The organism is Streptomyces sp. NBC_01788, from assembly GCF_035917575.1.
Taxonomy (GTDB): domain Bacteria; phylum Actinomycetota; class Actinomycetes; order Streptomycetales; family Streptomycetaceae; genus Streptomyces.
Genome location: NZ_CP109090.1, coordinates 7,792,827 through 7,819,778 on the forward strand (window position 1 = coordinate 7,792,827; position 26,952 = coordinate 7,819,778).

Annotated in this window: 28 protein-coding genes; 14 read left to right on the plus strand and 14 right to left on the minus strand. The window is 70.2% G+C overall.

The window, feature by feature from the left end:
• Positions 1–335 precede the first annotated feature (335 nt).
• The 3 genes from OIE49_RS34680 to OIE49_RS34690 all read left to right on the plus strand — a co-directional run bounded on the left by OIE49_RS34680 (position 336) and on the right by OIE49_RS34690 (position 2,315).
• Positions 336–869 (plus strand): sigma-70 family RNA polymerase sigma factor, encoded by a 534-nt coding sequence (locus tag OIE49_RS34680; protein WP_326805758.1) that lies wholly within the window; start codon positions 336–338, stop codon positions 867–869.
• Between the two features lie 25 nt (positions 870–894).
• Entirely contained in the window at positions 895–1,698 is an 804-nt protein-coding gene (locus OIE49_RS34685) for an anti-sigma factor (protein WP_326805759.1), read from the plus strand.
• 194 nt (positions 1,699–1,892) lie between these two features.
• Positions 1,893–2,315, plus strand: coding sequence for an ATP-binding protein (locus tag OIE49_RS34690; protein WP_326805760.1), 423 nt, complete (start codon positions 1,893–1,895; stop codon positions 2,313–2,315).
• 19 nt (positions 2,316–2,334) lie between these two features.
• On the opposite strand, the gene OIE49_RS34695 is transcribed toward OIE49_RS34690, so the two are convergent.
• Positions 2,335–3,063 (minus strand): MgtC/SapB family protein, encoded by a 729-nt coding sequence (locus tag OIE49_RS34695; RefSeq protein ID WP_100572453.1) that lies wholly within the window; start codon positions 3,061–3,063, stop codon positions 2,335–2,337.
• Between the two features lie 192 nt (positions 3,064–3,255).
• On the opposite strand from OIE49_RS34695, the gene OIE49_RS34700 reads away from it, so the two are divergent.
• On the plus strand, positions 3,256–3,702 hold the full coding sequence (locus tag OIE49_RS34700; RefSeq protein ID WP_326805761.1) for a VOC family protein: 447 nt from the start codon (positions 3,256–3,258) through the stop codon (positions 3,700–3,702).
• A 163-nt stretch (positions 3,703–3,865) separates the two neighbouring features.
• Positions 3,866–4,939, plus strand: coding sequence for an alpha/beta fold hydrolase (locus OIE49_RS34705; RefSeq protein WP_326805762.1), 1,074 nt, complete (start codon positions 3,866–3,868; stop codon positions 4,937–4,939).
• Here the strand turns inward: OIE49_RS34705 and OIE49_RS34710 are convergent.
• Positions 4,909–5,877, minus strand: coding sequence for a LysR family transcriptional regulator (locus OIE49_RS34710; protein WP_326805763.1), 969 nt, complete (start codon positions 5,875–5,877; stop codon positions 4,909–4,911). The two genes, OIE49_RS34705 and OIE49_RS34710, sit on opposite strands and share 31 nt — an antisense overlap.
• A 153-nt stretch (positions 5,878–6,030) precedes the next feature.
• On the opposite strand from OIE49_RS34710, the gene OIE49_RS34715 reads away from it, so the two are divergent.
• The 3 genes from OIE49_RS34715 (at position 6,031) to OIE49_RS34725 (ending at position 8,064) form a co-directional block, all read left to right on the plus strand.
• The gene (locus OIE49_RS34715; RefSeq protein ID WP_326806415.1) at positions 6,031–7,110 is read left to right on the plus strand and encodes a diaminopropionate ammonia-lyase; all 1,080 of its coding nucleotides are present in this window, start codon (positions 6,031–6,033) and stop codon (positions 7,108–7,110) included.
• Positions 7,111–7,178: 68 nt separating this feature from the next.
• A complete protein-coding gene (locus OIE49_RS34720; RefSeq protein ID WP_326805764.1) occupies positions 7,179–7,802 on the plus strand; it encodes a LysE family translocator in 624 nt (207 codons plus the stop codon).
• A gap of 130 nt (positions 7,803–7,932) precedes the next feature.
• Positions 7,933–8,064 carry a hypothetical protein gene (locus OIE49_RS34725; RefSeq protein ID WP_326805765.1) on the plus strand — a complete coding sequence of 44 codons (132 nt, stop codon included), beginning with the start codon at positions 7,933–7,935 and terminating at the stop codon, positions 8,062–8,064.
• 56 nt (positions 8,065–8,120) lie between these two features.
• Here OIE49_RS34725 and OIE49_RS34730 read toward each other — a convergent pair whose 3' ends face one another.
• Positions 8,121–9,377, minus strand: coding sequence for a glycoside hydrolase family 3 N-terminal domain-containing protein (locus OIE49_RS34730; RefSeq protein WP_326805766.1), 1,257 nt, complete (start codon positions 9,375–9,377; stop codon positions 8,121–8,123).
• Between the two features lie 264 nt (positions 9,378–9,641).
• The gene (locus OIE49_RS34735) at positions 9,642–10,169 is read right to left on the minus strand and encodes a transglycosylase SLT domain-containing protein (RefSeq protein ID WP_326805767.1); all 528 of its coding nucleotides are present in this window, start codon (positions 10,167–10,169) and stop codon (positions 9,642–9,644) included.
• Positions 10,170–10,873: 704 nt separating this feature from the next.
• Between OIE49_RS34735 and OIE49_RS34740 the strand changes: the two genes are divergently transcribed.
• Positions 10,874–12,211: a dicarboxylate/amino acid:cation symporter gene (locus tag OIE49_RS34740; RefSeq protein WP_326805768.1), complete on the plus strand. Its 1,338-nt coding sequence runs from the start codon at positions 10,874–10,876 to the stop codon at positions 12,209–12,211.
• A gap of 83 nt (positions 12,212–12,294) precedes the next feature.
• Here the strand turns inward: OIE49_RS34740 and OIE49_RS34745 are convergent, their stop codons facing one another.
• Positions 12,295–12,525, minus strand: coding sequence for a hypothetical protein (locus tag OIE49_RS34745; RefSeq protein WP_159025012.1), 231 nt, complete (start codon positions 12,523–12,525; stop codon positions 12,295–12,297).
• 191 nt (positions 12,526–12,716) lie between these two features.
• Here OIE49_RS34745 and OIE49_RS34750 point away from each other — a divergent pair, with 191 nt between their 5' ends.
• Positions 12,717–13,229 (plus strand): GNAT family N-acetyltransferase, encoded by a 513-nt coding sequence (locus tag OIE49_RS34750; protein WP_326805769.1) that lies wholly within the window; start codon positions 12,717–12,719, stop codon positions 13,227–13,229.
• 122 nt (positions 13,230–13,351) lie between these two features.
• Entirely contained in the window at positions 13,352–14,614 is a 1,263-nt protein-coding gene (locus OIE49_RS34755; RefSeq protein WP_326805770.1) for an MFS transporter, read from the plus strand.
• Between the two features lie 7 nt (positions 14,615–14,621).
• Here OIE49_RS34755 and OIE49_RS34760 read toward each other — a convergent pair whose 3' ends face one another.
• From OIE49_RS34760 to OIE49_RS34770, 3 genes are all read right to left on the minus strand, one after another.
• Positions 14,622–16,340 (minus strand): alpha-keto acid decarboxylase family protein, encoded by a 1,719-nt coding sequence (locus OIE49_RS34760; protein ID WP_326805771.1) that lies wholly within the window; start codon positions 16,338–16,340, stop codon positions 14,622–14,624.
• An 85-nt stretch (positions 16,341–16,425) separates the two neighbouring features.
• Positions 16,426–17,241, minus strand: a complete 816-nt coding sequence (locus OIE49_RS34765; protein WP_326805772.1) for a family 1 encapsulin nanocompartment shell protein — start codon at positions 17,239–17,241, stop codon at positions 16,426–16,428.
• 19 nt (positions 17,242–17,260) lie between these two features.
• Positions 17,261–18,325 (minus strand): Dyp-type peroxidase, encoded by a 1,065-nt coding sequence (locus OIE49_RS34770; RefSeq protein ID WP_326805773.1) that lies wholly within the window; start codon positions 18,323–18,325, stop codon positions 17,261–17,263.
• A gap of 212 nt (positions 18,326–18,537) precedes the next feature.
• On the opposite strand from OIE49_RS34770, the gene OIE49_RS34775 reads away from it, so the two are divergent.
• Positions 18,538–18,762: a YozE family protein gene (locus tag OIE49_RS34775; protein WP_326805774.1), complete on the plus strand. Its 225-nt coding sequence runs from the start codon at positions 18,538–18,540 to the stop codon at positions 18,760–18,762.
• Positions 18,763–18,782: 20 nt separating this feature from the next.
• On the opposite strand, the gene OIE49_RS34780 is transcribed toward OIE49_RS34775, so the two are convergent.
• The 3 genes from OIE49_RS34780 to OIE49_RS34790 form a co-directional block, all read right to left on the minus strand.
• The gene (locus tag OIE49_RS34780; protein ID WP_326805775.1) at positions 18,783–19,964 is read right to left on the minus strand and encodes a GTP-binding protein; all 1,182 of its coding nucleotides are present in this window, start codon (positions 19,962–19,964) and stop codon (positions 18,783–18,785) included.
• A 6-nt stretch (positions 19,965–19,970) separates the two neighbouring features.
• Positions 19,971–20,141 carry a 50S ribosomal protein L32 gene (gene rpmF, locus OIE49_RS34785; RefSeq protein ID WP_326805776.1) on the minus strand — a complete coding sequence of 57 codons (171 nt, stop codon included), beginning with the start codon at positions 20,139–20,141 and terminating at the stop codon, positions 19,971–19,973.
• A gap of 140 nt (positions 20,142–20,281) precedes the next feature.
• Positions 20,282–20,584, minus strand: a complete 303-nt coding sequence (locus tag OIE49_RS34790) for a hypothetical protein (RefSeq protein ID WP_326805777.1) — start codon at positions 20,582–20,584, stop codon at positions 20,282–20,284.
• 276 nt (positions 20,585–20,860) lie between these two features.
• On the opposite strand from OIE49_RS34790, the gene OIE49_RS34795 reads away from it, so the two are divergent.
• Complete coding sequence (locus OIE49_RS34795) at positions 20,861–22,042, plus strand: HoxN/HupN/NixA family nickel/cobalt transporter (protein ID WP_326805778.1); 1,182 nt, start codon at positions 20,861–20,863, stop codon at positions 22,040–22,042.
• A 75-nt stretch (positions 22,043–22,117) separates the two neighbouring features.
• The gene (locus tag OIE49_RS34800) at positions 22,118–22,759 is read left to right on the plus strand and encodes a superoxide dismutase (RefSeq protein ID WP_326805779.1); all 642 of its coding nucleotides are present in this window, start codon (positions 22,118–22,120) and stop codon (positions 22,757–22,759) included.
• A 141-nt stretch (positions 22,760–22,900) separates the two neighbouring features.
• Here the strand turns inward: OIE49_RS34800 and OIE49_RS34805 are convergent, their stop codons facing one another.
• From OIE49_RS34805 to OIE49_RS34815, 3 genes are all read right to left on the minus strand, one after another.
• Entirely contained in the window at positions 22,901–23,719 is an 819-nt protein-coding gene (locus OIE49_RS34805; protein ID WP_326805780.1) for an isocitrate lyase/PEP mutase family protein, read from the minus strand.
• Between the two features lie 280 nt (positions 23,720–23,999).
• Positions 24,000–25,241, minus strand: coding sequence for an IS701 family transposase (locus OIE49_RS34810; RefSeq protein WP_442812332.1), 1,242 nt, complete (start codon positions 25,239–25,241; stop codon positions 24,000–24,002).
• Positions 25,242–25,692: 451 nt separating this feature from the next.
• Positions 25,693–26,904 (minus strand): HEAT repeat domain-containing protein, encoded by a 1,212-nt coding sequence (locus OIE49_RS34815; RefSeq protein ID WP_326805781.1) that lies wholly within the window; start codon positions 26,902–26,904, stop codon positions 25,693–25,695.
• Positions 26,905–26,952: the final 48 nt, after the last annotated feature.

Consider the following 26,952-nt stretch of genomic DNA (forward strand, 5'->3'; position numbering starts at 1 on the left):
TGGACAGGGTGGACCGATGTTCAGGTGCATGGTGATCGTTCCCAACTGATCGGGACGGAGAGTCCGAGTGGGGCCGCGCGCGACCGCGCGGGACCGGACCCGTGGGGGATATGGCGCGTATCCGCGCTCTTGCGTGGTTTCACGGACGGTGAGGGCCGTACGGTTCGGTGATCGAGCGCCTTTTTGTCGCACTGACCTCTCCGTGGCCCATGGCGGCCTGCCGGACGCGACACGACAAAAGGGGGCATCTGCGCGATGATCGGCATATGCCATGGGCTCACCGAAAACGTGGTCCAACGGCCGATCCGGAACGCTCCGCGCGCCGTGTCCCTGGTATGGGGACCGCTTCGACCACGGACGAGGAACTGCTCCGCACTCTGTACGCCGAGCACGCGGGCCCCCTTTTCCACTACGTGCTGCGACTGACCTCAGGAGACCGGCAGTGGGCCGAGGACGTCGTGCAGGAGACGCTGCTGCGCGCGTGGCAGCACCCCGACGCGTTCGAACCGGATCGCGGTCCGGCGCGGGCCTGGCTCTGCACGGTCGCCCGGCATGTGGTCATCGACGGCCACCGGGCCCGCAGGGCCAGGCCGGCCGAGGTGGACGGCGACGCCCTGGAGCAGGCCGCCGAGCAGACGCGCGGCGAGGACCAGATCGAGCAGGCGCTGCAGAGCTGGGCGGTCGCCGACGCTCTGCGGACGCTGTCCCCGGACCACCGCGCCGTCCTCATGGAGACGTACTACCGGGGCCGGACCATGGTGGAGGCCGCCGAAGTGCTGGGCATCCCGCTCGGCACCGTGAAGTCGCGGACCTACTACGCCCTGCACGCCCTCAGGCTGGCGCTCCAGGAACGAGGGATCGAGTCATGACGGCGGCGTGGAGGAGGTGCCGACCATGAACGCGGACCACGACGCCCTCCGGCTGGCGCTGGGCGGATACATCCTGGGCGCGCTCTCCCCGGCGGAGAGCGAGCAGGTGCGCGCCCACCTCGCGACGTGCGACGAGTGCCGGCAGGAACACGCCGAGCTGGCGGGACTGCCGGCCCTGCTCGCGACGGTCACGGAAGCCGACGTCGGCCTCGAGGCCTCGGGGGCGCCGATGCCCGCGGTCGGCGGGGACCTGGCCGAACGGCTGGTGCGGCGGGCCGCCGACAGCACGGCGGACACGCCTCCGGCGCGCTCCGGCGCGCCCCCGGCGGCCGCTCAGGCGCCCGAAGCGGGCCTCCTCGGCCGGATGCTCCGGCAGGCCGCGACCAGGCGCCGCAGGACCTGGCGACTGCAGTGGGCCGGAGCCGCCGCCTCCCTGGCGCTCATCGGGTCGGCGATCGGCGGCACCTGGCTCGCCACCAGCGGATCCGTGGTCAGTGAGGCGACACCGCCCGGACCGACCGCGCAGGCCCCGTCGCGCACCTTCACCGGACGCGATGCCGCCACCGGCGTCACCGCGTCGGTGAAGGTCTCGCCCTCCGCGTGGGGCAGCGTCCTCCAGGTCTCCGCCGGAGGGGCGCCCGCGGGCATCGTCTGCCGCCTGCAGGCGATCGGGCCCGGCGGCAGCAGGACGGACGCCGCCACCTGGCGGGCGGGCCAGTACCCTCCCGGCACCACGATTCCCGGAGCCGTTCCCCTCTCGCCGGGGGCCATCCAGCACTTCGAGATCATCACGGGCAATGGTCAGAAGCTGGTCACGATCCGGGCGTAGGCGCTGCCCGGGAAACCGCACCCGCAGAAAAACCGCGAAAGGTGCAATCAGCCCCGAACCGTGTGGTACTCGCTCTCCGTGCAACTGGATGAGGGGTCCAACTCGGGTACAGCCGAAGCGATTCCACCCGGTTCGCGGGCGGCCCCTCGGATTCCGGCCTCCGCACCCTACAGAAGAGCCACACGATCATGTTTGTGACCGATCCTGCCTGTCCGAGCCCCCCACTGCTCTCGCACTGCAGCCACCAGGCGCTGCTCACCCTCCCCGCGCAGGCGGCGCACGTCCCGGCCGCCCGTCACTTCGCGGCAGACCTGCTGGACTGCTGGCGCGTCCCCCAGAGCGAGCGGGACTCCGCCGTCCTCATCGTCGACGAACTCGCCGCGAACGCAGCCCAGTACGGGCGTGAGCACATGACGCTGCTGCTCTTCCTCGACAACGACACCCTGCACATCGTCGTCAGCGACTCCGGAACCGCCGTGGAGCACTGCCAACGCGAGGCGGCCCCGGACGAACACGGCCGCGGCACCGCCATCGTCCGCTACCTCGCGGAGTCGACCGAGGTCCACCAGACACGCGGCGGCCGAGAGGTCCGCGCCTGTCTGCGGTGCAGGGCGTGACACGGCCCCGCACGCGCCCCTATCCCTCGTCGCCCGTCGTCATCTCCACGTCGATCACTCCGTCGTCCTGGAAGAGCTCGGACGCCAGTCGCGCGGGATCCTGGGTGCCCTCCAGTTCCAGCAACACCTTCGCGGCGTCGTCGGTGCGGCCGGGCAGCCGCTCCACCCTGACCTGGAGGATGCGGAAGCCCATGCGGGTGCAGACCTGCATCAGGCGCGGCAGCAGCGCGGTGCCGGTCCGGTAGGTCAGGCGCGCCTCGAAGATGTGGGTGGAGGTGCCCGGCAGCAGCCGGGTGGACAGCACGAAGGGGTATCCGCGGACGACCAGGAAGTGCACGATGGTGGTCGCCATCGCGAGGATGGGCAGTCCGCCGCCGCAGGCCATGCCGACCGCGCAGGTCAGCCAGACGGTCGCCGCCGTGGTCAGGCCGCGTACCGCGTCCCGGCGCACGAAGATCAGCCCGCCGCCGATGAACCCGATCCCCGAGACGATCTGCGCCGCCACCCGGGACGGGTCGAAGGAGACGTTCTCCAGCCCCAGGACATTGCTGAACCCGTGCTGCGAGACCTCCATCATCAAGGCGCTGGAGATCCCGACCAGCGTGTGCGTCCGCAGACCCGCGCTCTTCTGCTTGGCCTCCCGCTCCCAGCCGATCAGGGTCGACAACAGCAGCGCCAGCCCCAGCTCGGACAGCTGCCGTACACCCTGCCCGCTCAAGTCCCACAACGCCGCCGCGAGCTCCGTCACGCGCACCTCCTGACCCGTACGTTCTCCATCAAGCCGACATCTACCCCCAACCTGGCACGTCACGATCAGCGCCGCCCGGAGTTCGCGCCCCGGTTCCGGCCAAAGAGGCAAGGAGCGGGCCGACGGCCGTCCCGTCGCGGGCGGTAGCGTTGCGCCCGGACGGCCATTTCCCGGCGGCGCAGGGGGCGATCGATGGACCAGCAGTTGAACCTGGTGACCTTGGGCGTGGGGGACTTGACGGCCAGCCGCCGGTTCTACACCGAGGGCCTGGGCTGGACGCCGCTGCTCGACCTGGACGAGATCGTCTTCTACCAGGTCGGCTGGGGGCTGGCCCTGGGGCTCTTCCCCCTGGCCGACCTCGGCGCCGACACCGGGCAGGCCGCGGTGGCCGGCACCCCCTTCACCCTCGCGCGGAACCTCGACTCGCCCGCCGAGGTGGACGTGGCCGTGGAGAGGGCTCGTGCGGCGGGGGCGACGGTCCTCAAGGAGCCGCGACGCGCGGCGTTCGGGGGCTATCACGCCTATTTCGCCGATCCGGACGGCCACCGCTGGGAGGTGTGCCACAACCCCGGCTGGTCGGTCGCCGACGACGGCACCGTGACACTGACGGCCGTCGAGGCGGTGGACGCGGAGGGCTGACGAAGACTGCGGAGAAGAATCCACCCGGCCGGGTCAACGCGGGGCACGCCTCTGTTGCGTGCCCCGCCAGGCGAGTGTTCGGTGGGGCGTGGCCCCTTTCATTCCGCCGCTCGTTCCGCGCGCAGTCGATGGGCCCTGACCGTCGGACCCAGGAGATTCGCCGATGGACATACCCGAAGGTTCCCACCGCAGCCGCCGCCACTTCCTCGGCGCCGCGACCGCTGCCGTCGCCGCCGCCGAACTCGGCCTGACCGCCCCCGCGCAGGGCCGGTCGGGAGAGGAAAAGCCGGAGGTTCCTCCCACGGCCGAGCCGGGAGCGAACAAGTCCTTCAGCTCGCTGAAGCAGAAGGCCGCCGGTGTTCTGAACGTCGGATATGCGGAGGCCGGCCCCGCGCACGGACGCCCCGTCATTCTTCTGCACGGCTGGCCCTACGACATCCACAGCTATGTCGACGTCGCGCCTCTGCTGGCGGCGCAGGGCTACAGAGTGATCGTCCCCTATCTACGGGGCCACGGCACGACTCGTTTCCTGTCGGGCAGCACGCCCCGCAATGCCCAGCAGTCGGTGTTCGCCCTCGACATCATTGCCCTGATGGACGCCCTCGGGATCGACAAGGCGGTCCTCGCCGGTTTCGACTGGGGCTCGCGGACGGCCGACATCATCGCCGCTCTCTGGCCGCAGCGCTGCACGGGCCTGGTCTCCGTGACCGGCTACCTGATCACCGACCCGCAGGCCAACAAGCTGCCGTCGCCGCCCAAGTCCGAGTGGGCATGGTGGTACCAGTACTACTTCGCGACGGAGAGAGGTGTGCTCGGCCTCAAGAAGTACCGGCACGACCTGGGCAAACTCATCTGGAAGTTCAACTCCCCGACCTGGCACTTCGACGAGGCCACCTACGAGCGCACCGCCGCGGCCTTCGACAACCCGGACTACGTCAGCATCGTGATCGACAACTATCGGTGGCGGCTGGGACTGGCCAAGGGCGAACCGCAGTACGACGCCCTGGAGAAGCGGCTTGCCCAAGGACCCGTCATCAAGGTCCCCACGATCACCATCGATGGCGCGGACGACCCCTTCACGCCGCCGGGAAACGGATCGTCCTACGCCAAGAAGTTCTCCGGAAAGTACGCGCACAGAACCCTGAAGGTCGGCCACAACGTGCCGCAGGAAGCACCCGTCGACTTCGCCAGGGCCGTCGTCGACGTCTACGGCTTCGCCGAGCCCGTCTCGAAATGAGCGCGCGGTGTGCCGCCCTCCGTCCGGCCGGAGTGGAGGGTGACCGCGTGGAGGAGGGCGTCGCGGCAGGCGAGGACGGCGGGGTGGCGGCTGCCGCCGCGGCGGACGACGGTGGAGATGCGTCGTGCGCGCTGACCGCGGGGGAGCTGCCGCAGGGTGACCGTGGGGGAGTGCCCGTCCCAGACCAGGTCGGGGAGGAAGGCCGCGGCGTGCTGCTGCTCGACGAGACGGAGGTGGAGCAGCAGGTCGGTGGTCTCGAAGCGTACGTCGGGTTCGAATCCGGCGTTGCGGCACAGGGTCATGGCCCAGTGCCGTGCGGCCGTGCCCTCGGGTTCCATCACCCAGGCGTGCCCCTCGAGTGAGCGCAGCGCCGCCATCGCGCCGTCGGTGTCCTGGCCGTCGGCCAGGTGAGGCAGGGCGAGGCGCAGCGGGTCGTCGAGCAGGTCCTCCTGTTCGAGTTCGGAGGGCCGCGGGTTGGGGTTGCCGGGGTACTCCTCGGCGAGGACCAGGTCGAAGTCACGGGCCAGCAGGGCGGGCAGAGCCTTCTCGGGTTCCATGTGCGTCACGTGCACGCGCAGTTGCGGGTGCCGGTCGCGCAACAGGCCGAGCGCGGTGGGGACCAGGGCCAGGGCGGCCGTCTGGAACGAGGCGACGCGCAGGGTGCCGGTCAGATCGGACAGCGAGGTGGCGATGTCCGCCTCGGCGCGCTCCAGACGTTCGAGGACCGCCTCGGTGTGGGCGACGAGGATCTCGGCCTGCTCGGTCAGCCGCACCCGCCGTCCGGCCGGTTCCAGCAGCGGTACGCCGACCTCGGCCTCCAGTTGCGAGAGCTGCTGGGAGACGGAGGAGGGAGCGTAGGACAGGGCGGCGGCGACGGCGGCCAGAGTGCCGCGGTGCTTCAGTTCGCGCAGCAGCCGCAGCCGGTGCAGATCGAACATCGCAGCCCCTCACCGTCACGGAGCGACGACCTGAACCATCGGTTTCTCCGACGAGTATAAGTCGAAAACATTCGCTGGACCGATCGTAGGAGGCCGTCGGACCCTGGTCGTGTGTCCGACAACGCCTTCCGCCGCCGTAATCCGCCGTGGTCCATGCGCCCCCGTGCCCGCGCCTGGCGGTGCGGCCCCGCGCCCGCCGGGGTACGGGACTTCCATGCCGCGCTGCCCGGCTACGCACCCACCCCGCTGACCGAACTGCCACCGCTCGCAGACGAGTTGGGCGCCGGTCGGGTCTTCGTCAAGGACGAGTCGAGCCGGCTGGGGCTGCCCGCGTTCAAGGCCCTGGGCGCGTCCTGGGCGGTCCACCGAACCCTCGCCGAGCGGGCCGCGAGCGGCGCCGGGCCGGGACCGGTCGTGCTGGTGACCGCCACCGACGGCAACCACGGCCGGGCGGTGGCCCGCACGGCACGCCTGCTCGGGCAGCACGCCCACGTCTTCGTACCGCGCGGAGTGCATCCGGGGGCCGTGGCGGCCATCGCCGCCGAGAACGCGGAGGTGACCGAGGTTCCGGGCCCCTACGACGAAGCCGTGCGCCGGGCCGCCGAGGCCGCCGCCGCGCCGGACTCGGTGCTGGTCCAGGACACCGCCTGGCCGGGCTACGAACGGATCCCGGGGTGGATCGTCGAGGGCTACTCGACCCTCTGCGCGGAGATCGACGAGCAACTGGCGGCCGCGGGGGCCGCCGAGGGCCCCGACCTCGTCTCCATACCGGTGGGCGTCGGCTCGCTGGCCCAGGCCGTGGTCACCCACTACCGCAGCCGCCCCTCCGGGCACGCTCCCGCGCTGCTGTCGGTGGAGCCGCGGTCCGCCGCCTGCGTCCTGGAAAGCCTCACCCGCGGCGAACCCGTCACCGTCACCGGCGGCGACACCACCATGGCGGGGCTGAACTGCGGCACCCCCTCCAGCATCGCCTGGCCCTACCTGCACGGCGGCCTGGACGCCGCTGTCGCCGTCCCCGACGCCGACAGCGCCCACGCGGCCGCCCGCCTCGCCGCTCTCGGGGTCTCCTCGGGCCCCTGCGGAGCCGCCGCGCTCGCCGGTCTCCGCGCGGTGCTGGCCGGCATGGGCGGCGAGGAGCGCCGTACGGCCCTGGGGCTCGACGGGACCTCGGTGGTCGTGCTGCTGAGCACCGAGGGCCGCGACGCGAACCCGCACTCCGTCACCCACCACTGAACGCGCCACACCGGAAGGACATCCGCGTTGACCACCCCCGAAGGCCCGAGCAGGAGGAGGGCGGCGGCGTGCTGACCCACCTCGCGGCCGCGACCGTCGTCCTCGGCCTGCTGACCGTCGTGCCCGGCCCGGACATGGCGGTGGTCACCCGGCGCGCCCTCGTGGCCGGCACCGGGGACGCGCTGCGCACCGTGGGCGGGATCGTGACCGGGCTGCTGCTGTGGGGCGCGCTGAGCGTGGCCGGACTCGCGGCCGTGCTCGCCGCCTCGCCCACGGCGTACCTGGTCGTCAAGCTCCTCGGCGCCGGCTACCTGGTCCTGCTGGGCGGGCAGGCGCTGTGGCGGAACCGCAGGGGCGCCGCGGATCCCGCCCGCACGGACAGCGGCTCGCCCGCCGCCGGAAGCGCCTGGCGGACCGGCCTGGTCAGCAACGCCCTCAACCCGAAGATCGCCGTCTTCTACTCAGGACTGCTCCCCACCCTGGCCCCGCCCCGGATGCCCGCCGCCTGGGCCATGACGCTGCTGGTCCTCCTCCACGCCACTCTGACGGTCATCTGGCTGGGCGGTTACGCTCTGCTGCTTTCCAGGGCCGGAGGCGTCCTCGAAAGGCCGGGGTTGCGCCGGGTGCTCGGACGCACCACGGGCGTCGTACTGATCGGTCTCGCTGTCGTGGTCGCGGCCTCGGCCGGCTGAACCCCGCGTGCCACCGGACCCGGGTGAAACCGAAAGTTAAACCCGAGGTCACCCGCGGTCGGTCCGCGCGACGTCGAGGCAGCGGACAAAGGGAGGAGACCCGAACATACGCAAGAAGGGCGGCACCCCCGTGCCCCACATATTGACCTCGCTCCTTACGCAAGTGGCGGTCGCCGTGATCGAGGCGCTCGTCGTCCGTCTGCTCGTGCAGCTCTGGAACGCCTTCGCCCGCGGCGGCCACCCGATGGCGGCCGCCGCTTGACGCGCCTCAGGCGCACTCCGAGCATCTGACCTGCGCGTCCGATCGCAGGCAGGGCCTCAGTGGCAGTCGAGCAGTCCCGCCGACTGCTTGGCGGCCAGGATCCGGCGCACGCTGTCGTCGACCTTGGCCCGGAAAGAGGCGTCCTGCCGCATCCGGGCCTCGACGGCCTGCGTCATCGCGGGTACGGTGCTCGGCCGCACCGTGAGGATCATGTTTCCGCCCGCCGCGATGAAGTTCACGGCCCGCTGGGCGGGGGTGAAGGACTGCACCGCGACCGCGTTGCCGATGTCGTCCGAGATGACCACGCCCTTGAAGCCGAGCCGGCCGCGCAGCAAGTCACTGATCACCGTTGGTGAGAAGGCCGCCAGATGCTTGGGGTCGATCTTGGTGTACGTGGCCGACGACACCATCACGAAGGGGGAGCCGGCCCGTATCCCGGCCCGGAAGGGCTCGAGGCCGGCACTGTTCGCGGTCGTCACCGAGTCCACGACGTTGGCGGTGACGTCGGTGTTGCCGATCACCTGGCCCAGCCCGGGGAAGTGCTTGAGCGTGGTCAGCACGCCCGACTGCGCGAAGCCGGCGGCGAAGGCGCCGGAGTGGGAGGTCACGGTCTCCGGAGTGTGGCCGTACTCCCGCCGGAAGGACCCGATGGGCATGTTGCGGGTGCCCAGACTGGTCGGCACCACGTCGGCGATCGGCGCCAGGTTCAGGTTGACCCCCGCCGCCTTCAGCTGCGTGGCCCAGCCGGCGGCCTGACTGCGCAGTGTCGAGGCCGGCCAGCTGCCCTGGGTCAGGCCGTTGGGCATGGCCGAGAAGCCAGGGCCGTTGAGCACCTGTACCTGGCCGCCCTCCTGGTCGGTGGCGACCAGCAGACCGACCCGGCGGCCGCCGACCTGGTCCGCCTGGCCCCGGAAGCCGTCGACCGTTTTTTTGGTCGCGGTCACTCCGGCGGTGCTGCGGCCGGTCAGCATGATGGCGCCCACGTGGTGGTCGCGCAGGGTGCGCAACTGCGCCTGGTCGGGATGGGCCGCGGAGATCCCGCCCATGAACAGCTGTCCGACCCGCTGAGCGGTGGTCATGCCGGAGAAGTAGCGGTCGGTGCAGGTGGCGGCCCCGGTCGGCGAGGGGGTGCTCGCGGCTGCGGGGGGCGGGTCGGCCGCGGTGGTGGCGGGGGACCGGGGCGAGTCGCCTATTCGCCCGGGCGTGACCGACGCACCGCAGCCGGTGGCGGCCAGCGCCAGGGTGACCAACGGTGCCGCGCAGCGCAGGGCTGTGGAACGGCGGCTCCTGATCTGCCGGACACGTGATGTCATGGGTTCGTCTCCTGGCCTGTACGGGTGCGGGGGCCTCCCCCACAGCCGCCTGTCTCGCGGCTGTTTCCTCGTGGCGAGCCGTGCCCGCCACGACCATCACACGGTACTTTATTGGGCATTTGTCCGCCCCTTCGATGATTACGCAGGGTGCGGGCGACCCCAACGGCGGAACGGGCCGGTGCCGGCAGCGGTTGTCGCTGCCGGCACCGGCCCGTGGTGCGCGTGCGTGTGTGCGTGCGCTGGATCGGTACCGCGTGGGCGGGATCAGTACGCGGAGTTGACCCGGTCGATGGAACCGTAGCGGTGGGCCGCGTAGTTGGCCGCGGCGGTGATGTTGGCCACCGGGTCGGTGAGGCTGTGGGCCGTGCCGGCGACGTGGTAGGCGTTGAACGTCGGGGAGATGACCTGGAGGAGACCCTTGGACGGGGTGCCCTTGCGGGCGTTGATGTCCCAGTTGTTCTGGGCGTTGGGGTTGCCCCCGGACTCACGCATGATGTTGCGGTGCAGGCCCTCGTAGCTGCCGGGGATGCCCTTGGCCTTCATGATGGCCAGGGACTGCCGGATCCAGCCGTCGAGGTTGTTGCTGTAGCCGGACTTGCCGGTGTAGGCGGTGCGGCTGTCGGTGGAGTGGGCCGCGACCACGGAGGCGGGGTGCACCTGGGTCGCTTCGGCAGCCTGTGCGGGCGACGGCATCAGGGTCAGGGCGGCGGCAGCGGCGCCGGTCGTGGCGATGCCGGTGAGGGTGAGGGTGCGCAGACGGGCGAAGCGGGCGGTGCGAGTGGTCGTGGCCATACGGAAGTAACTCTCCAGTGGGGTGTGTCGTCAGGCGCCGACCGCAATCGTTTGCGGTGACGCTGGGGCGGTGCCCCGTGCTGCACAGACCTGAGCGGGCGGAGCCGGCGGAGTTCGCCGGGTCGTCCGTCTCGTGGCTCGGAGCAACGACAGCAATGGTTAGCCGCCGGCCGGTCGGCGCGCAATCATGTGACGTACTACCCGACTGCGTAGTAAATGCCCGAAATGCTCCATCTTGGGGCATTCCTCGCTGCCTATGGCCGTCCGCTCGCTACGACCGGCATTAGGACGTGATCTGGCTCCTATGCGTGGCGTCACATCATCGGGCTCTCTCGGGGCCGAAAAAAGCCCCCAAAACGGACAAGGGGACCCTTTGGGGGGAGGGGGTCCCCGGAAGGCGGGAAAAGGGCCCCCTCGATCCAAAGGGGACCTTTGAGGTTCTCAAAGCAGAAGTGTTAACGTTTCGCCGTGAAGACAGCAGCCGCGTACCGCGCAGACGCCCCTTACGGCGCCTGCCGCGCCGTCATGGGCGTACCGCTCGTGGCTCGCCTGCATGTCGATCTCTGCCGCTGCGTGTCCGCGGCTTGTCGCGCCTGACCGCGAACTCATCGATGCGGCGGCGCCGTTGCCCCGTCTTCTGGGCGCCGCTCCTGTAACCCCCCGCTCGAAATCACCTTTCCGCGCGTCCCTACTGGAGTGTGTCCGTGTCCGCGAACACCGCCGATCCGAAGCCCGCGAACTCCGGCTTCCGGATACCCGTCCCCTTCTGGGCCCAAGTCCTGATCGGCCTCGCCGTCGGCCTGATCCTCGGCTTCGTCGCCCGTACCTTCGACGTGTCCTGGCTCGCCACCACCCTCGACAAGGTGGGCGGCATCTTCGTTCAGCTCCTGAAGCTGGCCGTGGCACCGCTGGTCTTCTTCGCGATCCTGGTGTCGATCACCAACCTGCGGAAGGTCAACAACGCGGCCCGCCTGGCCGGCCGGACCCTCCTCTGGTTCATGATCACCTCGTTGATCGCGGTCGTCATCGGCCTCGTCATCGGGCTGGTCTCCAACCCGGGCTCCGGCTCCGCCCTCACCCCGGCCGACGGCGGCAGGCCGGACCACGCCGGCGGCTGGCTCGACTTCCTCACCGGCATCATCCCGACCGACGTCATGACGCCGTTCACCGAACTGAACGTGCTTCAGATCGTCTTCATGGCGGTCGTCGCCGGTATCGCGATCCTCAAGATCGGCGAGAAGGCCCAGCCGGTTCTCGCGCTCTCCGAGTCCATCCTGGAGCTGCTCCAGAAGGCCCTGTGGTGGGTGATCCTGCTCGCCCCGATCGGCTCCGCGGGCCTGATCGGCCGCGCCATCGTGCAGTACGGCTGGGACCTGCTCGGCAACTACGCGACCTTCACCGCCGACATCTACATCGGCTGCGCCCTGGTCCTGTTCGGTGTCTACCCGCTGCTGCTCGCCGTCGTCGGGAAGCTGAACCCGATCCAGTTCTTCAAGGGCGCCTGGCCCGCCATCCAGCTGGCGTTCGTCTCCCGCTCCTCGGTCGGCACCATGCCGGTCACCCAGCAGTCGGCGATCCGCCTCGGCGTCCCGAAGGACTACGCCTCCTTCGCCGTGCCGTTCGGCGCGACGACCAAGATGGACGGCTGCGCGGCCATCTACCCGGCCATCTCCGCGATTTTCGTGGCGCAGATCTTCGATGTGCAGCTCGGCGTCAAGGAGTACCTGCTCATCGCCTTCGTCTCGGTCTTCGGTTCGGCGGCCACCGCCGGTCTGACGGGCGCCACCGTCATGCTGACGCTCACGCTGTCCACCCTCGGCCTGCCGATGGAGGGTGTGGGTCTGCTGCTCGCCATCGACCCGATCCTGGACATGATGCGCACGGCGACCAACGTCGCCGGTCAGGCGCTCGTCCCGGTGCTCGTCTCCGCCCGTGAGAAGATCCTGGACCACGCGAAGTACGACAGCGCCTCGGGCTCCCCGGCCGACCGCGTGGAGAGCCTCTACGACGACCCGACGCAGGCGGCCCCGGTTTCCGCCTGACGCCCACTCCCCTCAGGGGGCCGCAACATCCTCCGCCCTGCCGGCAGTTGGCCGGCAGGGCGGAGGTGCGTTTCCTGAGGCGGTTACTTCTTGTGGCAGCCCCACTTGCCGTTGACCTTCTTGAGGTGCTCACCCTTCGGGCACTTCTTGTGCGGCATCTTGGTGGGGTCCGGCACGGCCGCGTGGTGACTGCTGGTCACCTTGGTGTTCGCCGGTGCCGCGAGGGCGGTTCCTGCAGATGCCACGGCTGCTCCACTGGCGAGCATGCCCGCGGCGACGCTGGCGGTCAGAGCGCGCATCATCCTGCTTCGCATGATCGACAGCCTTTCTGTAGTCGGCGTCACTGCCTCTCAGTTCGATTCTTGGCACCGCCCCCCGCAGCCCGCATCTCGATCACGGGCGAACTCGCGCCCGCGAACCCGGCTTTCCGCCTGAATCCCGGCCTTGGGCCGCCGTGGAAACAAGAACACGCCGTGCACCGCCGACTCCCGTAAAGTTCCCGGTCATGACCGAGTTGCGCGGCGCGTTCGTCCTCCTCCGCCCCACGGTCCGCGAGGACATCCCCGCCCTGGCCGAGATCCGGGCCACACCGGAAGTACGCGCACGCTGGAGGGGCGGGGACGACCTCGCGGCGGACATCGCCGCCCATCTGGAGGACTCCGGCATCCGGTGCCTGACCATCCACCACCGGCAGCGGCCCGTCGGCATGATCCAGTGGCACGCCGAGGAGGAGCCGGACTACCGGCACGCCGGGATCGACATCTTCCTCGATCCCGCGGTGCACGGCAGAGGCCTTGGCGCCGACGCCGTACGGACCCTGGCCCGCCATCTCGTCGACGCCCACGGCCACCACCGCCTGGTCATCGACCCGGCAGCCGACAACGCCGCCGCGATCCGCTGCTACACCAAGGTGGGCTTCCGGCCGGTCGGTGTCATGCGGCGGTACGAGCGCGGCGCCGACGGCACCTGGCACGACGGCCTCCTGATGGACCTCCTCGCCGACGAACTGGTGCGGTGAGGACGGTGACGCGGCAGATCATGGCGCGGCGGACGACGACGGGGCGCACCTGCGTTAATCCATGGATGTATGGAGTAGTGTGCTCGCAGTTCTCGTAGGACGCCCGGAAGGAGCCCCATCCCGTGACGAGCACCGCGGCTTCGTCCGCCCTCGCCGCCGGTCCCGACGTGCAGCGCCGCATCCTGAGAGTCCTCGTCGCCTCCCAGATCCTCAGCGGGGCCGGGCTCGCGGCGGGCATCACCGTCGGGGCGCTGCTGGCCCAGGACATGCTCGGCACCGCGGGTCTGGCCGGACTGCCCAGCGCCCTGTTCACCGCGGGCAGCGCGTTCGCCGCGATAGCCGTCGGCCGGCTGTCCCAGGCCCGGGGCCGCCGTCCGGGCCTGGCCGCCGGATACCTCACCGGCGCGGTCGGCAGCGCCGGCGTCCTCGCCGCCGCGGCCCTCGGCAGCCCCGTCCTCTTGTTCACCGCACTGTTCGTCTACGGTGCCGGCACCGCCACCAACCTCCAGGCCCGCTACGCCGGCGCCGACCTCGCCGCCCCCACGCACCGCGCCCGCGCCGTGTCCACCGTCCTGGTCGCCACCACCCTCGGCGGCGTCGCCGGCCCCAACCTGGCCGCCCCCACCGGCGACCTCGCCACCTTCCTCGGCATCCCCCGCCTGGCCGGCCCCTTCCTTCTCTCCGGGGCCGCGTACGCGGCGGCCGCCTGCGTCCTCGCGCTCCGGCTGCGCCCCGACCCCCTCCTGCTGGCCCGCAGCCTCGCCGAAGCCGAGCAGAGCCCCGCCGCGCAGCCCGCGCAGGCCGGCCCGGCCGTCGAAGGGGCGCCGGAGAGGCCGCGCGGCGGTGTGGTGCTCGGAGCCCTGGTCATGGTCCTCACCCAGCTCGTCATGGTCGCGGTGATGACCATGACGCCGGTCCACCTGCACGACCACGGCCACGGCACCGCCGCCTCCGGCCTGGTCATCGCCATCCACGTCGGCGCGATGTACCTGCCCTCGCCGCTGACCGGCCGCCTCGTCGACCGCTACGGCCGGGTCGCGGTCGCCGCCGCCTCCGGGGTCACCCTCCTGGTCGCGGGCCTGGTCGCGGCCCTCGCCCCCGGCGACTCCGTCGCCCTGCTGGCACTCGCCCTGGCGCTGCTCGGCCTGGGCTGGAACTTCGGACTCGTCTCGGGCACCGCGATCATCACCGACACGGTGCCCCTGGCCACCCGCGCCAAGACCCAGGGCATGGTGGACGTCTCCATCGCCATCGCGGGCGCCACCGGGGGACTGGCCTCCGGCATCGTCGTGGACCTCGCCGGCTATCCCGTCCTCGCCCTGACCGCGGGTGTCCTCGCCCTCGCCGTCCTTCCCGCCATCGCCGTCACCGCCCACCGCCGATGAAGCGGGGTCAGATCTGGACTCCCGGGCGGTGCTGGGGGCCGCGCGGGCCGTAGTCGATGTCCGCCATGCGGTGTCCGGAGGCGACGGCGGTCGGCGGCGCGTCGTACTTGTCCATGATCGCCTCGATGAAGATCATGCTGTCGTGCGGTGCCGCGAGCGCGTCCCTCAGTTCGGCCGGGGTCCGCACGACGGCCGTCCGGGCGTTCGTCCCGGGATGGAGGACCCTCGGGAGGTCGGCGTACGCCCAGTTGGCGACGTCGTTGAAGCGCCCGTCCCTGCCGCAGATGGTCCGCTCGATGGTGTAACCGCCGTTGTTGATCAGGAAGATGACCGGCTTCAGGCTGTGCCTGAGCATGGTGGACACCTCCTGCGCCGTGAGCTGGAAGGATCCGTCGCCCACGAACAGCAGGTGGCGGCGTTCCGGCGCGGCCAGGAGCGTGCCCAGGACCGCCCCCACGCTGTAACCGATCGAACCCCAGACGGCCTGCGTGACGATGGGGCACCGCGGCGGCAGGTCCAGGCCCCAGCAGCCGGCCTCGGAGGTGCCGTCCTCGGCGATGAGTACGTCGCCCTCGCGGACGAAGTCCTGGACGACGCTCCAGTACGCCGCCTGGGTCAGCGGATCGGACCCCGCCACCCCTCCGGGCTCTCGCGGTGTACGCGCCGGACGTGAGTATCCGGATTCCCTGCCCTGGACGCTGTCCGCGACCCGGCGGAGCAGTTCCTTCAGATGGACGCCCTGGTAGTTCTCCGGGCCGATGTCCACACCGTCCCCGCGGGCGTCGATCCGGCCCGGCGGGAGCCCGTCGCTGAAGCCGCCGCAGGTGGTGTCCACCCGCCGCACCCCGATCGCCAGCAGCCCGTCGCTGTGCTCCACCGCCTCGCGGATCTCGGGCTTGCTGCCCGAACCCGCGTACAGACCGAGGAAATACGGGCTGTTCTCGTCGACGATCCCCTTGCAGGTGTTCATGGCCGCGATCGGGGCCTTCAGCTTGGCGGCCAACTCCAAAAGCTCACCCGTCACCTGGAAGCGGTCCGCGTCGAGGTCGAGCAGAATCGCCGGCGAACGGGCATTGCTGAGGCGCGTGACGATCGCGCCGGCACACGCCGCCAGCCGCTCCGGGTCGCTCCTCGGCATCGCGAGCACCAGCGGCTCCGACGGAACCTCGACGTCCAGGTGCGCGATGTCGGAGGGCAGTTCCATGTAGACCGGAAGCTTGCGCCGCCAGGCGGTCAGGATGAGCCGGTCGATCTCCGCCACGGCGTTCTGCGGTGTCAGCCGGGCCTGTGCCGCGGTGACCTGCGTGTAGCCGCGCAGCACGTCGTCGTACTCGGGCTCCCCGGAGGTGTGGTGCATCCGGAGTTCGCGGTCGAGCGCCTTCAGCGGAACCGATCCGCAGACGCAGACGACGGGAACGTGCTCGCTGTAGGCGCCCGCGACACCGTTGATGGCGCTCCACGCCCCGACCCCGTGGGTCACGACGAGCCCGGAGATCCCGTTCATCCGCGCGTAACCGTCGGCGGCGTAGGAGGCGTTCAACTCGTTGCAGTTGCCGACCCACATGAAGTCGTGGCGCTCCTCCATCTGAAGGAGGAACTCGAGGTTGTAGTCACCCGCGACACCGAAGAGGTGCCCGATGCCCGCCTCCCGCAGGCGCCGCAGGAGGAAGTCACCGATGGTCGCCGTCGACGACGCGGTCGTGGGCGGTGTGGTCGTAGTCGTCATGATGTCCCGTCCCCTGCCGGGCGGTTTCGTCGGGAATCCCCCGTATGGTGGCCTTCATGTCCGCCCCCGCCGCGGCCGCCGTGGATCAGCCGGACGAGGACGTCGACTCCCGTGCGGGTACGACGGCTTCGCCGGTGTGTACGAGGAAGGTCAGCGTCTCCTGGAAGTACAGACGGATGCTGGTGTCGTCGTGCGACAGGTAACCGATGGACAGGTCCTGGCCGAGACGCAGTTCGAAGTCCCCGCCCCGCGTCGACAGCAGGAACGCCCCGTCTATGGCGGGCGCCCAGACGATGTCGCCGTCCAGCACCCGGCCGATGTGTTCGATGATCGGGTAGCCGTAGTCGGAGGTCTCGCTGACCGCGGTGTACGCCGCGGCGCTCAGCGCCAGTGCGTACGGGCCGCCGACCCCCGCGAGCCGCAACTCGGTCAGGGCCTTGCTGACGACGTCCGGGAACTGGCGTGTCTCGGCCGGCAGGGTCACGGCGGAGTTGGACGAACTCTCCCGCAGACCGGCGATGTCCGCGGACGGGTAGCCCTCGAACACGGCACGGTCCTCGGCGAAGGCGATCTGCCGCGCGGCGTCCTTGACCGGCTGCCAGTCCGCGTCCTTGGCCCCGCGTGCGACGTCGTCGACCTGCTGCCGGTCCACGGTGAACGGCACCCGCAGCTCGACCAGCGGCTGGAACCGGCGTACGCGCGCCTCGACCCCTTCGGCCGGAGCCGCCACGGTCCGCAGGTGCCCGGTCCCCACACCGGCCGACTCCGGGCCGCCCGGCTCGGGCACGTCGACGACGCGGCGGGCCGCGACGTGCCGTTTGAACGTACGCCGGGCCTCCTCCTCCAGATCGGCCCACGCGGCGGCGGAGATGGGTGCCAGTTCGCGGTGCAGATTGTCCATCGCGGATGCTCGCCTCCTGTCACATCCTCAGATCGCCGATCCCCAGCGAGCCGTCCGCGGCCGGCGTCCGGACCACCGCCGGCACGGGCTCGGTCCCGTCGGCGCCTCCGCCGCCCTCCTCGCTCGCACGCTCGGCCGGCGCGTCGGGGAGCTCGTCGAGGAAGTCACTGGTGGGCACGGCGAACAACGACCCGGTCACCGCGGTGGAGAAGTCCAGGATCCGGTCGTGGGTGGCGGGCGGTGCGCCCAGGAACATGCGCTCCAGCATCCGCTCGATCACGGCCGGAGTACGGGCGTAGCCGATGAAGTACGTGCCGAACTCGCCCTGCCCCACGGTCCCGAAGGGCATGTTGTCACGCAGGATCTCGTGCTTCGTCCCGTCCGGGTCCTCGATCGTGGTCATCGCCACGTGCGAGTCGGCGGGCTTGACCGCGTCGTCCAGTTCGATGTCGGACAGCTTCCGGCGGCCGATCACCATCTCCTGCGCCTCCACCGGCAGCGCGTTCCACGCCTCCAGATCGTGCACGTACTTCTGCACGGCCACATAGCTGCCCCCGGCGAACTCCGGGTCCTCGTCGCCGATCAGGACCGCCGTGTGCGCCGCCCGGCCCGTCGGGTTCTCCGTGCCGTCCACGAAACCGAGCAGGTCCCGCACGTCCAAGTACTTGAATCCATGCACCTCGTCCCGCACGGCGACGACGCCGCGAATCCGTTCCATGATCTCGGAGGCCAGCGCGAAGCAGAGGTCCGGGCGGGCCGCGCGGATGTGGAACAGCAGGTCGCCGGGGGTGGAGACCGCCCGGTGCCGCGCCCCGGCCAGCTCGCGGAACCGATGCAGCTCCGCCGGACGCGGGCCCGCGAACAGCCGGTCCCAGGCCTCCGAGCCGACGCCCACGACCACGCTCAGCTTCCCCTCCGGCGTCGCCCGGAACCCGACCGCCTTCTGCAGCCCGTTCAGTTCGGTCAACGTGTCCCGTACGACAGGCTCGCCGCCCCGGTCGATGGTCAGGACCAGGAAGATCGCCGCACCTGTCAGCGGGGACAGCACCGGCTGGGGCTCCGGGGTCCGGGAGTCTGCGTACACGGAGCACGCCCCTTCCTGACGGTCACGGGCGGGCACCTGTTCACCGTATGGCCGGTACTCGGCACCCGCCACCGCGTCTCGGCCGCCCAGGTCCGGACCGCGCGGCGACCGGTTTGACTTGCCGCGCGCCCGTGGGAGCCTGTAGGAAGGGCTGCCCGAGGGGGAGGACGGCCAGGTCAGGACCAGGCGTTCCTTCTGCGAGAAGACATGCCATGAACGACACAGACGACTTCACGCGGTGGCTCACGAGTCACACCGACGAGCTGAACCGCCTGGGATCCCTCGCCCGTTCCGTCGCGAACGACCCCCAATGGCCCGTGACGGCCACGATCGAGACCTACCGCGAGTACCTGGAGAGCCGCGGCGCCGCCCCAGAGGTGATCGACACCCTGTCCCGGGCCTGGAGCGAGTTCGAGGACCTGCACCACTTGCACTGAGGACAGGGGACCGGCGTCCCTCAGACGCGCGCCGGCTGTGCCCCGGGGTCGGCATGCTCGTGCTCGCAGGCGTCGTCGATGCCGTAGGTGTCCCAGGCGGGGAACGGGTCGACGGGCGGCAGGCTTTCGCCGTCGGCCATGAGGCAGTCGGTCAGTGCCGCGTGCAGTGCTTCCGCGCGCAGGTGCGTGCCGATGAAGACCAGCTCCTGGTCTTCGGGACTGCCGGCGTCACGGGCGCCGGAGGGTTCGAAACGTGCGACGGACCCGGCCTGTGACCACAGCCCCGTCACCTGCCGGCGGCCGGCCAGGGTGAAGAACCCCTTGGAGCGCAGCACCTCGCCGAACGCGCCGCTGTCCAGCTTCCCGGTCACGAACGTCCACAGCCGGCCGGGGTGGAACGGCCGCCCGGCGCGGAAGACGGTCGAGGAGATCCCGTACTCCTCCGTCTCCGGAACGTGGTCGCCGTTCAGCTCCCTCACCCAGCCGGGGGCCTGCTGGGCGCGTTCCAGGTCGAACAGCCGGGTGCCCAGTACGTCGCCGGCCCGCACCCGGCCGTGGATGGCCGGGACGACGCGCGCGAGCGGGTTGAGGCGGGTGAGCGCGGCCCGCAGCCGTCCGGCCGACTCCTCTTCGACGAGGTCGAGCTTGTTCAGCACGATGACGTCCGCGAACTCGACCTGGTCCATCAGCAGGTCGCTGACCGTGCGCTCGTCGTCCTCGTACTGGTCGAGACCGCGCTCGACGAGTTCGTCGCCGCCGGTCAGCTCGGGCAGGAAGCCGGCGGCGTCGACGACCGTGACCATGGTGTCGAGCCGGGCCGTCTCGGCCAGGGTGGCGCCGTCGTCGCGGGCGAACGCGAACGTGGCCGCCACGGGCAGGGGTTCCGAAATGCCCGAGGACTCGATGAGCAGGTAGTCGAAGCGGCCCTCGCGGGCCAGCCGGTCCACCTCTTCGAGCAGGTCGTCGCGCAGCGTGCAGCAGATGCAGCCGTTGGTCATCTCGACCAGGCGTTCCTCGGTGCGTGAGAGGGCCGCCTCACCGCCGCGCACCAGGGCGGCGTCGATGTTGACCTCGCTCATGTCGTTGACGATGACGGCGACGCGCAGCCCCTCACGGTTGGCGAGGACGTGGTTGAGGAGGGTCGTCTTGCCCGCGCCGAGGAATCCGGACAGGACCGTGACGGGGAGTCGGTCGGAAGGCATCGGCGGTCAGCCCTCGGGGCGCAGCAGGCCGCGCTCGTAGGCCTTCACGAGCCGCTGGGGCACGAGGTACGCGACGCCGTCGACGGTGACCGGGACGAGGGCGGGTGTGGCCGCCTTCCACTGGGCGCGGCGGTGGCGGGTGTTGCTGCGGGACATCTTGCGCTTGGGAACGGCCATGGGGTCCTCCTGGTTCGGGTCACCTTCGGTGAGCACCAGGAGGCTACATGAAAACGAATCTCATTACTATTTGAGGGAAGGGCCGAGGCCGGCACCTTCGGGGGTGCCGGCCTCGGGTCGCTCGGGGGCTTCCGTCTGCGTCAGTGGTCGTCCCAGTGCCCCTCGTGGGTGGCGTGGCGGTGTCCGTCGTGCGCGTAGTCGACGTGGTCCTCGTGGGGCACGGCCACATGTCCGCAGCCCTCGCCGTGCTGGTGGTCGTGGTGGGCGTGGGTGGTGTGGCCGGTGGTCACGCACTCGTCGACATGGCCGTCGTGGAGCTTGTGGAGGTGTCCGTCGTGCGCGTAGTCGACGTGGTCGCCGTGCGGGACGGCGACGTGACCGCAGCCCTCGCCGTGGCTGTGGGTGTGGTCGTCGTGGGTGCGGTGTGCGGCGGCGGTGCTCATGCGCTGCTCCTGGGGGAGGGGATGTCGTCCGGCGGCCCGCGGGCGGTGCTGTCGCGGGCCGTGCGTCATGAAGTCAATATAGGTCGATTTGTGAGTATTCGAGGGGGATGCCATGGGGGCTGGGGCGTGCGCTCGGCCTGGCCGGGAGGGGTTCCACGGGGGCAGCCGAATTGACCGCCCCTTTGCTGCCTCATCCTTGTAGTTGCAACCTATGTGCAGAAACCTGGAGGTGCGGCTGAAGACAGCCGCTCAGCGACGACTAAGGCCCGCATCTCCATGCCCACCGCACCCGGCACCGCTCCCACGAGCCCCGCCGCGACCGCTGCCGCACGGGGCCTCACCTGGCACCGCGTCCGCACGTCGATGACGCGGAGGGAGTGGGCCGGTGCCGGCGGGATGGCCGCCTTCATCCTCGCGCTGCACGTCATCGGCTGGTTCGCACTGGTCGCGATCGTCGCACCGCGGCACTACAGCGTGGGCACCCAGGCCTTCGGTACGGGCATGGGAGTCACCGCCTACACGCTCGGCATGCGGCACGCCTTCGACGCCGACCACATCGCCGCGATCGACAACACCACCCGCAAGATGATGGGGGAGGGCAGGCGCCCCTTGTCGGTCGGCTTCTGGTTCTCCCTCGGACACTCCACGATCGTCTTCACCCTGGCACTCCTGCTCTCCCTGGGCGTGAGAGCGCTGGCCGGTCCCGTCCGCGACGACGACTCCGAACTGCACGACATCACCGGCTGGATCGGCACGACCGTCTCCGGAACGTTCCTCTACGTCATCGCGATCATCAACCTGCTCATCATGGTGGGCATCTGGAAGGTCTTCCGGCGGATGCGGGCCGGCCACTTCGACGAGGCGGCCCTGGAGGAGCGGCTCGCCAACCGAGGCCTGATGAACCGGCTGCTCGGACCCCTGACGAAGGCCGTCACCAAGCCGTGGCAGATGTATCCGCTGGGTCTGCTCTTCGGCCTCGGCTTCGACACCGCGACGGAGATCGCGCTGCTGGTGCTCGCCGGTTCGGGCGCCGCCTCCGGACTGCCCTGGTACGCCATCCTCTGCCTGCCGGTGCTCTTCGCGGCCGGCATGTCGCTGCTGGACACGATCGACGGCTCGTTCATGAACTTCGCCTACGGCTGGGCCTTCTCCAGGCCGGTCCGCAAGGTCTACTACAACCTCACCATGACGGGACTGTCCGTCGCCGTCGCGCTCATCATCGGCACCGTGGAACTCCTCGGCCCGATCGCCGGCAAGGCGGGCCTGCATGGCCGCTTCTGGGGCTGGGTGTCCGGCCTCGACCTGAACATCGTCGGCTATGTCGTCGTCGGCCTGTTCGTCGCCACCTGGGCCGTTGCCGCGGTGCTGTGGAGGCTCGGCCGCATCGAGGAGAAGTGGGAAGCGGGCATGACCGGCACGGCGCCGGCGGAACGGGCCGCCGAGCACAGCGCCCGATAGCTCGGCGGGTCACCCTTGTTGCTGCTAGCATGCACTTGCAACTCATGCGCAATAAGTCGAAGGATGATGTTGGACATGCCGGTCTACACGCTCCCGGAGCTCCCGTACGACTACGCGGCGCTCGCCCCGGTCATCAGCCCCGAGATCATCGAGCTGCACCACGACAAGCACCACGCGGCCTACGTCAAGGGCGCCAACGACACGCTGGAGCAGCTGGCCGAGGCGCGGGACAAGGAGTCGTGGGGCTCGATCAACGGCCTGGAGAAGAACCTGGCCTTCCACCTCTCCGGGCACATCCTGCACAGCATCTACTGGCAGAACATGACCGGCGACGGGGGCGGCGAGCCGCTGGAGAAGGACGGCGTCGGGGAACTGGCCGAGGCCATCGCCGAATCGTTCGGCTCCTTCGCGGGATTCAAGGCGCAGCTGTCCAAGGCCGCGGCCACGACCCAGGGTTCGGGCTGGGGCGTGCTGGCGTACGAGCCGCTGAGCGGCCGCCTGGTCGTGGAGCAGGTCTACGACCACCAGGGCAACGTCGGCCAGGGCTCCACCCCGATCCTCGTCTTCGACGCCTGGGAGCACGCCTTCTACCTCCAGTACAAGAACCAGAAGGTGGACTTCATCGAGGCGATGTGGCAGGTCGTCAACTGGCAGGACGTGGCCAGGCGCTACGCCGCCGCCAAGGAGCGCGGTGACAGCCTGTTGCTCGCGCCGTGACGACGTAGTCCCGCGAATGTCCTGCTCGTGATCGTCTTCTCACCCTTCACCGGCAGGCGCACAGCGAAGTGCTCCCCCTGGCACACTGCCCGGGGGAGCACTTCCGCGTGACCTCGACCGGTCAGTGGCCCGAAGCCCGAGTCAACTGGGCTCGGAGAGAAGCGTGTTGAGTTCCGGAAAGGTGAGGCCGCCGGACAGGGATTCGTAGCCGCCGGTGTCGAAGAGCTCCCGCGCGGCACGGCGGGCGGCGGCGTATGCGGCCTGCGCCACACCCGGGCCGAGGCTGACGCGGGCCACGCCCAGGGCGCCCAGCTCGGCGACGCTCGGGGCGCCGGGGCCTGCCATGACGTTCAGCGGTACGGAGATGCCCTCGGTCAGCGCCGCGATCGTGGTCTTGTCGGTGACACCGGGAACGAAGACGCCGTCCGCGCCGGCATCCACGTACCGGCGTGCCCGGGCCAGGGTCTCCTCGAGCCGGGTGTCCGGGTCCCCGAGTCCCAACAGGTACGTGTCGACACGGGCGTTGAGGAACAACTCAGCGCCCGCGCGCTCAGCGGCCCGCCGGGCGGCGGCCAGCCGCGTCGCCAGCTCCGCCGGGGCTCGGGTGCCGTCCTCGATGTTGACGCCGACGGCACCCGCCGCGAGCACCCCCGTGACGGTCTCGGCGACCTCGGCCGCGTCCTGCCCGTAGCCGCCCTCGATGTCGGCGGTGACCGGAACCGCGACTGCGGCGGCGACGCGGGAGATCAACCCCAGCGCCTGATCGCGGCCGAGCGTGTCACCGTCCGGCGACCCCAACGACCAGGCTACGCCCGCACTCGTGGTGGCGATCGCGGAGGCCCCCGCGGACTCGACGACCCGGGCGCTCGCCACGTCCCAGGCATTGGCGAGCGCGAGGGGCGCGGCGGACGTGTGCAGGGAACGGAAGAGCCGGGCCTTGGCCGGCTGCGTGGAGGTCATGCCCGGAGTCAAACACGCCCGCCGCGCATCCACCGGCGAGAAAACGACATCGACGCCGATCCGGGCCCCTTTCGGAGCCCCCAGAGCGAACCCGACGTCGGCTTAGTACTCCAGCAGCACTTTGACGTTTTCCCTGTTCAGGGGCGGTTTGGGTGAGTGTAGTGGGCTGGTTGCCAGCCCGTGTTCTCTTTCCCGGACCGCCCCTCGATCGTGTGCAGCCGCCGCTGATAGTGGCAGCGGCGGGCGACGGCTTGGCGTCGTCTGCGCCAGTGTGACCATCTCAGTGAGCGTGTGCTGATGACGGTCTGGTGAACCGCGATGGATGAGTGACCAGTTGCCAGGAGCCGCCGAACTTCTGCCACGGTGAGGGGCGCGAGGCAGGAACCGTTTCTGCTGCCCCCTTTGCTGCGGCGTCGACGGCCATGACGGCGAGGAAGGCATGCGCCAGTATGGCCAGGGTGATGTGCCGCATCCAGCCGGTGTAGCGGCGGACTTCGTACTGGTCGAGGCCGCATTCGTTCTTCGCGGCCTGGAAGGCTTCCTCGATGGCCCAGCGCATCCCGGCGACGCGTGCCAGGTCCTCGACCGTGGTGCCGAGGGGTGCGTAGGCGAGGTAGTAGGCGATCTGATCGGGCTTGCTGATGCTGCGGCGTGCCAGTGCCCACCGCTGGTGGGTGGGCATCTCGCCGTCGAGGTCCTCGATGGACGTGATCTGCAGGGCGGCCCAGTGGTAGATGCGCGGGCCCTTGGCGCCGTCACCGCACGAACGTCGCTCCCACGCTTCGCCCGGTGCCTGGGAGAAGAGGTGATCGATGCGTCCGAAGTGCGGCACCTGCTGGGACTTGGGGACCGCGAGCACATACCCCAGACCGGTTTCCTCCAGCATGCGGCGCAGCCGCCACTCCTGGCCGTAGGCTGAGTCCGCGGTCACCCAGGCGATCGGCAGTGGCGAGGCGATTGCCCGCAGCACCATGGCCTTGGCCAGGTCGGGCTTGGTGGCGAAGGCCCGCTCGTCGGGGATGTGGGCGGCGCGGCAGCGGTCGCGGTCGTCGGTCCAGGACTTGGGCAGGTACAACTCCCGGTCCACCAGGGCGCGTCCACGTGTAGTGGCGTAGGCGGCGAACACGCCGATCTGGCAGTTCTCGGTGCGGCCGGCGGTGCCGGAGTACTGGCGCTGCACGCCGGCCGAGGTGGTGCCCTTCTTGAGGAAGCCGGTGTCGTCGAGGATGAGAACCCCGTCGGGCTCGCCGAGCCGTTCGGCTACGTAGTGCTGGAGGTCGTCGCGGAGTTCATCGGCGTCCCAGCGGGCGCCGTTCAGGAGCCGCTGGAGGCGGTCGGGTGTGCGGTGTCCGGCGTATTCGGCCAGCTGCCAGCCGTTTTTGCGGCCGACCGGGCCCAACAGTCCGCGGATGTAGTCACGCATCCTGTAACGCGGCTCGACGCGCTTGAAGCGGTGGCCGGTACGCAGGAACAGTTCCTCGAGTTCGTCGTTCCAGATCTCAACTGCACGCTCGTCGATCACGCCGGGAGGCTACTGGCGCAGACGACGCCAAGCCGTCGCCCGCCGCTGCCACTATCAGCGGCGGCTGCACACGATCGAGGGGCGGTCCGGGAAAGAGAACACGGGCTGGCAACCAGCCCACTACACTCACCCAAACCGCCCCTGAACAGGGAAAACGTCAAAGTGCTGCTGGAGTATTAGTACTCCAGCTGCACTTCGTGACCAGGTGGTGGTCTCGGTGGTGAGTCGTCACTGGTAGTGGTTGCGTCTGGCGGCGGCCGGGTGGTGCCTGCGCCAGGTGGACCAGTGCAGCAGCGTGGTGAGGGTCCGCGCAGGCGGCACGAGCAGCATGCCGAAGGCGGATCTGGGAGAGGGTCAGGTCGATCGGGGTGCGGTTGTGGGCGGCCCGGGTTGGGTCTACGGGGCGGGTGAGGAAGGCCAGCGCGAGCATGGCGACGCGTCGGGCGCCGGCCTATTGGTCAGCCTGGACAATCCCGGCGTAGACGCGCAGGTCAGAGTGCCTGGTCGGCACCTTCCACCGACGGAAAGCGTCCATCCCACCGGATGGCCAGCCAGCCTCGTCCTGGTCGGCGACGAAGCGCACGACACGCTGCTGCACGTCGCTCAGGTCACCGAAGGACTGCGGCGGTTCGGCGGGATCGTCCGGGAAAACCAGCCTGAACAGCGTCTCCGCCGTGTAGTACCTGTCGTCGAACGCCTCGGCGCCCCTGCAGTCAGCCAGGCCGACCAGTATGGCATCGACCGCCCGGAGCGTCGTGGCTTCGGATGTTTCGGCCAGAGCCATCGCCGCGAGACTCATGTAGGAGCCGCTCAGGAACGACATGGTCTCGGTCTTCTCAGGCGGCCGGGCGACGACCTGTGTCAGCACGTCGACGACGGCCGGGTCGGCGATGCCGAATCGCGTCAATGCGAAGGCGGAGGCCCAACGCAGCTCGACGATCGGGCTGTCCAGGTAGCGCCGGATGAAGGGCACGGTCGCCGGTTCGCCGAGCAGGCCGAGGGCAACGATTCCCGTCGCCGCCGCGCCGGGCGAGACTTCATCGGCGATGAAAGCCTCCAAGAGAGGAATCGACGTCGCCGCGGATTCGGGGAACCACGCCAGCAAGTTCGCCGTCTTGGCCCGCAGTTCAGGGCTGTCCGAGGTCAGCAGGACAGCGAGTGCGGGAAGTGCTTCGCGGACGGCGTCATACGAACGCACCACCGCTTCGGCGTCAATGAGCACTTGCGCGCAGCTCCCCTCGCGCTGTTTGCGCTGCTCATCGTCCGCCGCTTCGTCGATCCACTGAGCCCAGTCGTCGGCTTCGCCGCGTATATCCGCCAGGGAGGCGCGGTCTTCCCGTGGGTCATAGCCGTTCGGCAGATAGTTGTTGTCCAGCCCGATCGCGATGGCGACCAGCAGACCGACGAACCGATGCCTGTTGACCAATCTCGGGTCGAGTGCCATCCGCACAAGGAACGGAACGGTGTACACCGCAGCCTGCGATCGCGTGCCCTGGTGGACGATATGGTTCGCGAGCTGCGCACTCGGCGGGTACCGGCCGTCCCAGACCCCCGCCTGCATCGCCCGGAGGTGACCGGGGACGTCGTCGGCCATGCCGTAGGAGTGCTGCAGCTGGGCCCAGGGCACATCGTCCAGGCCGGTGAGAGGGTCGTCATCCGTCACAGCAGCAGATCCTGGCATACCAGGATTCCGTCCTGCGATTCGAGTGGT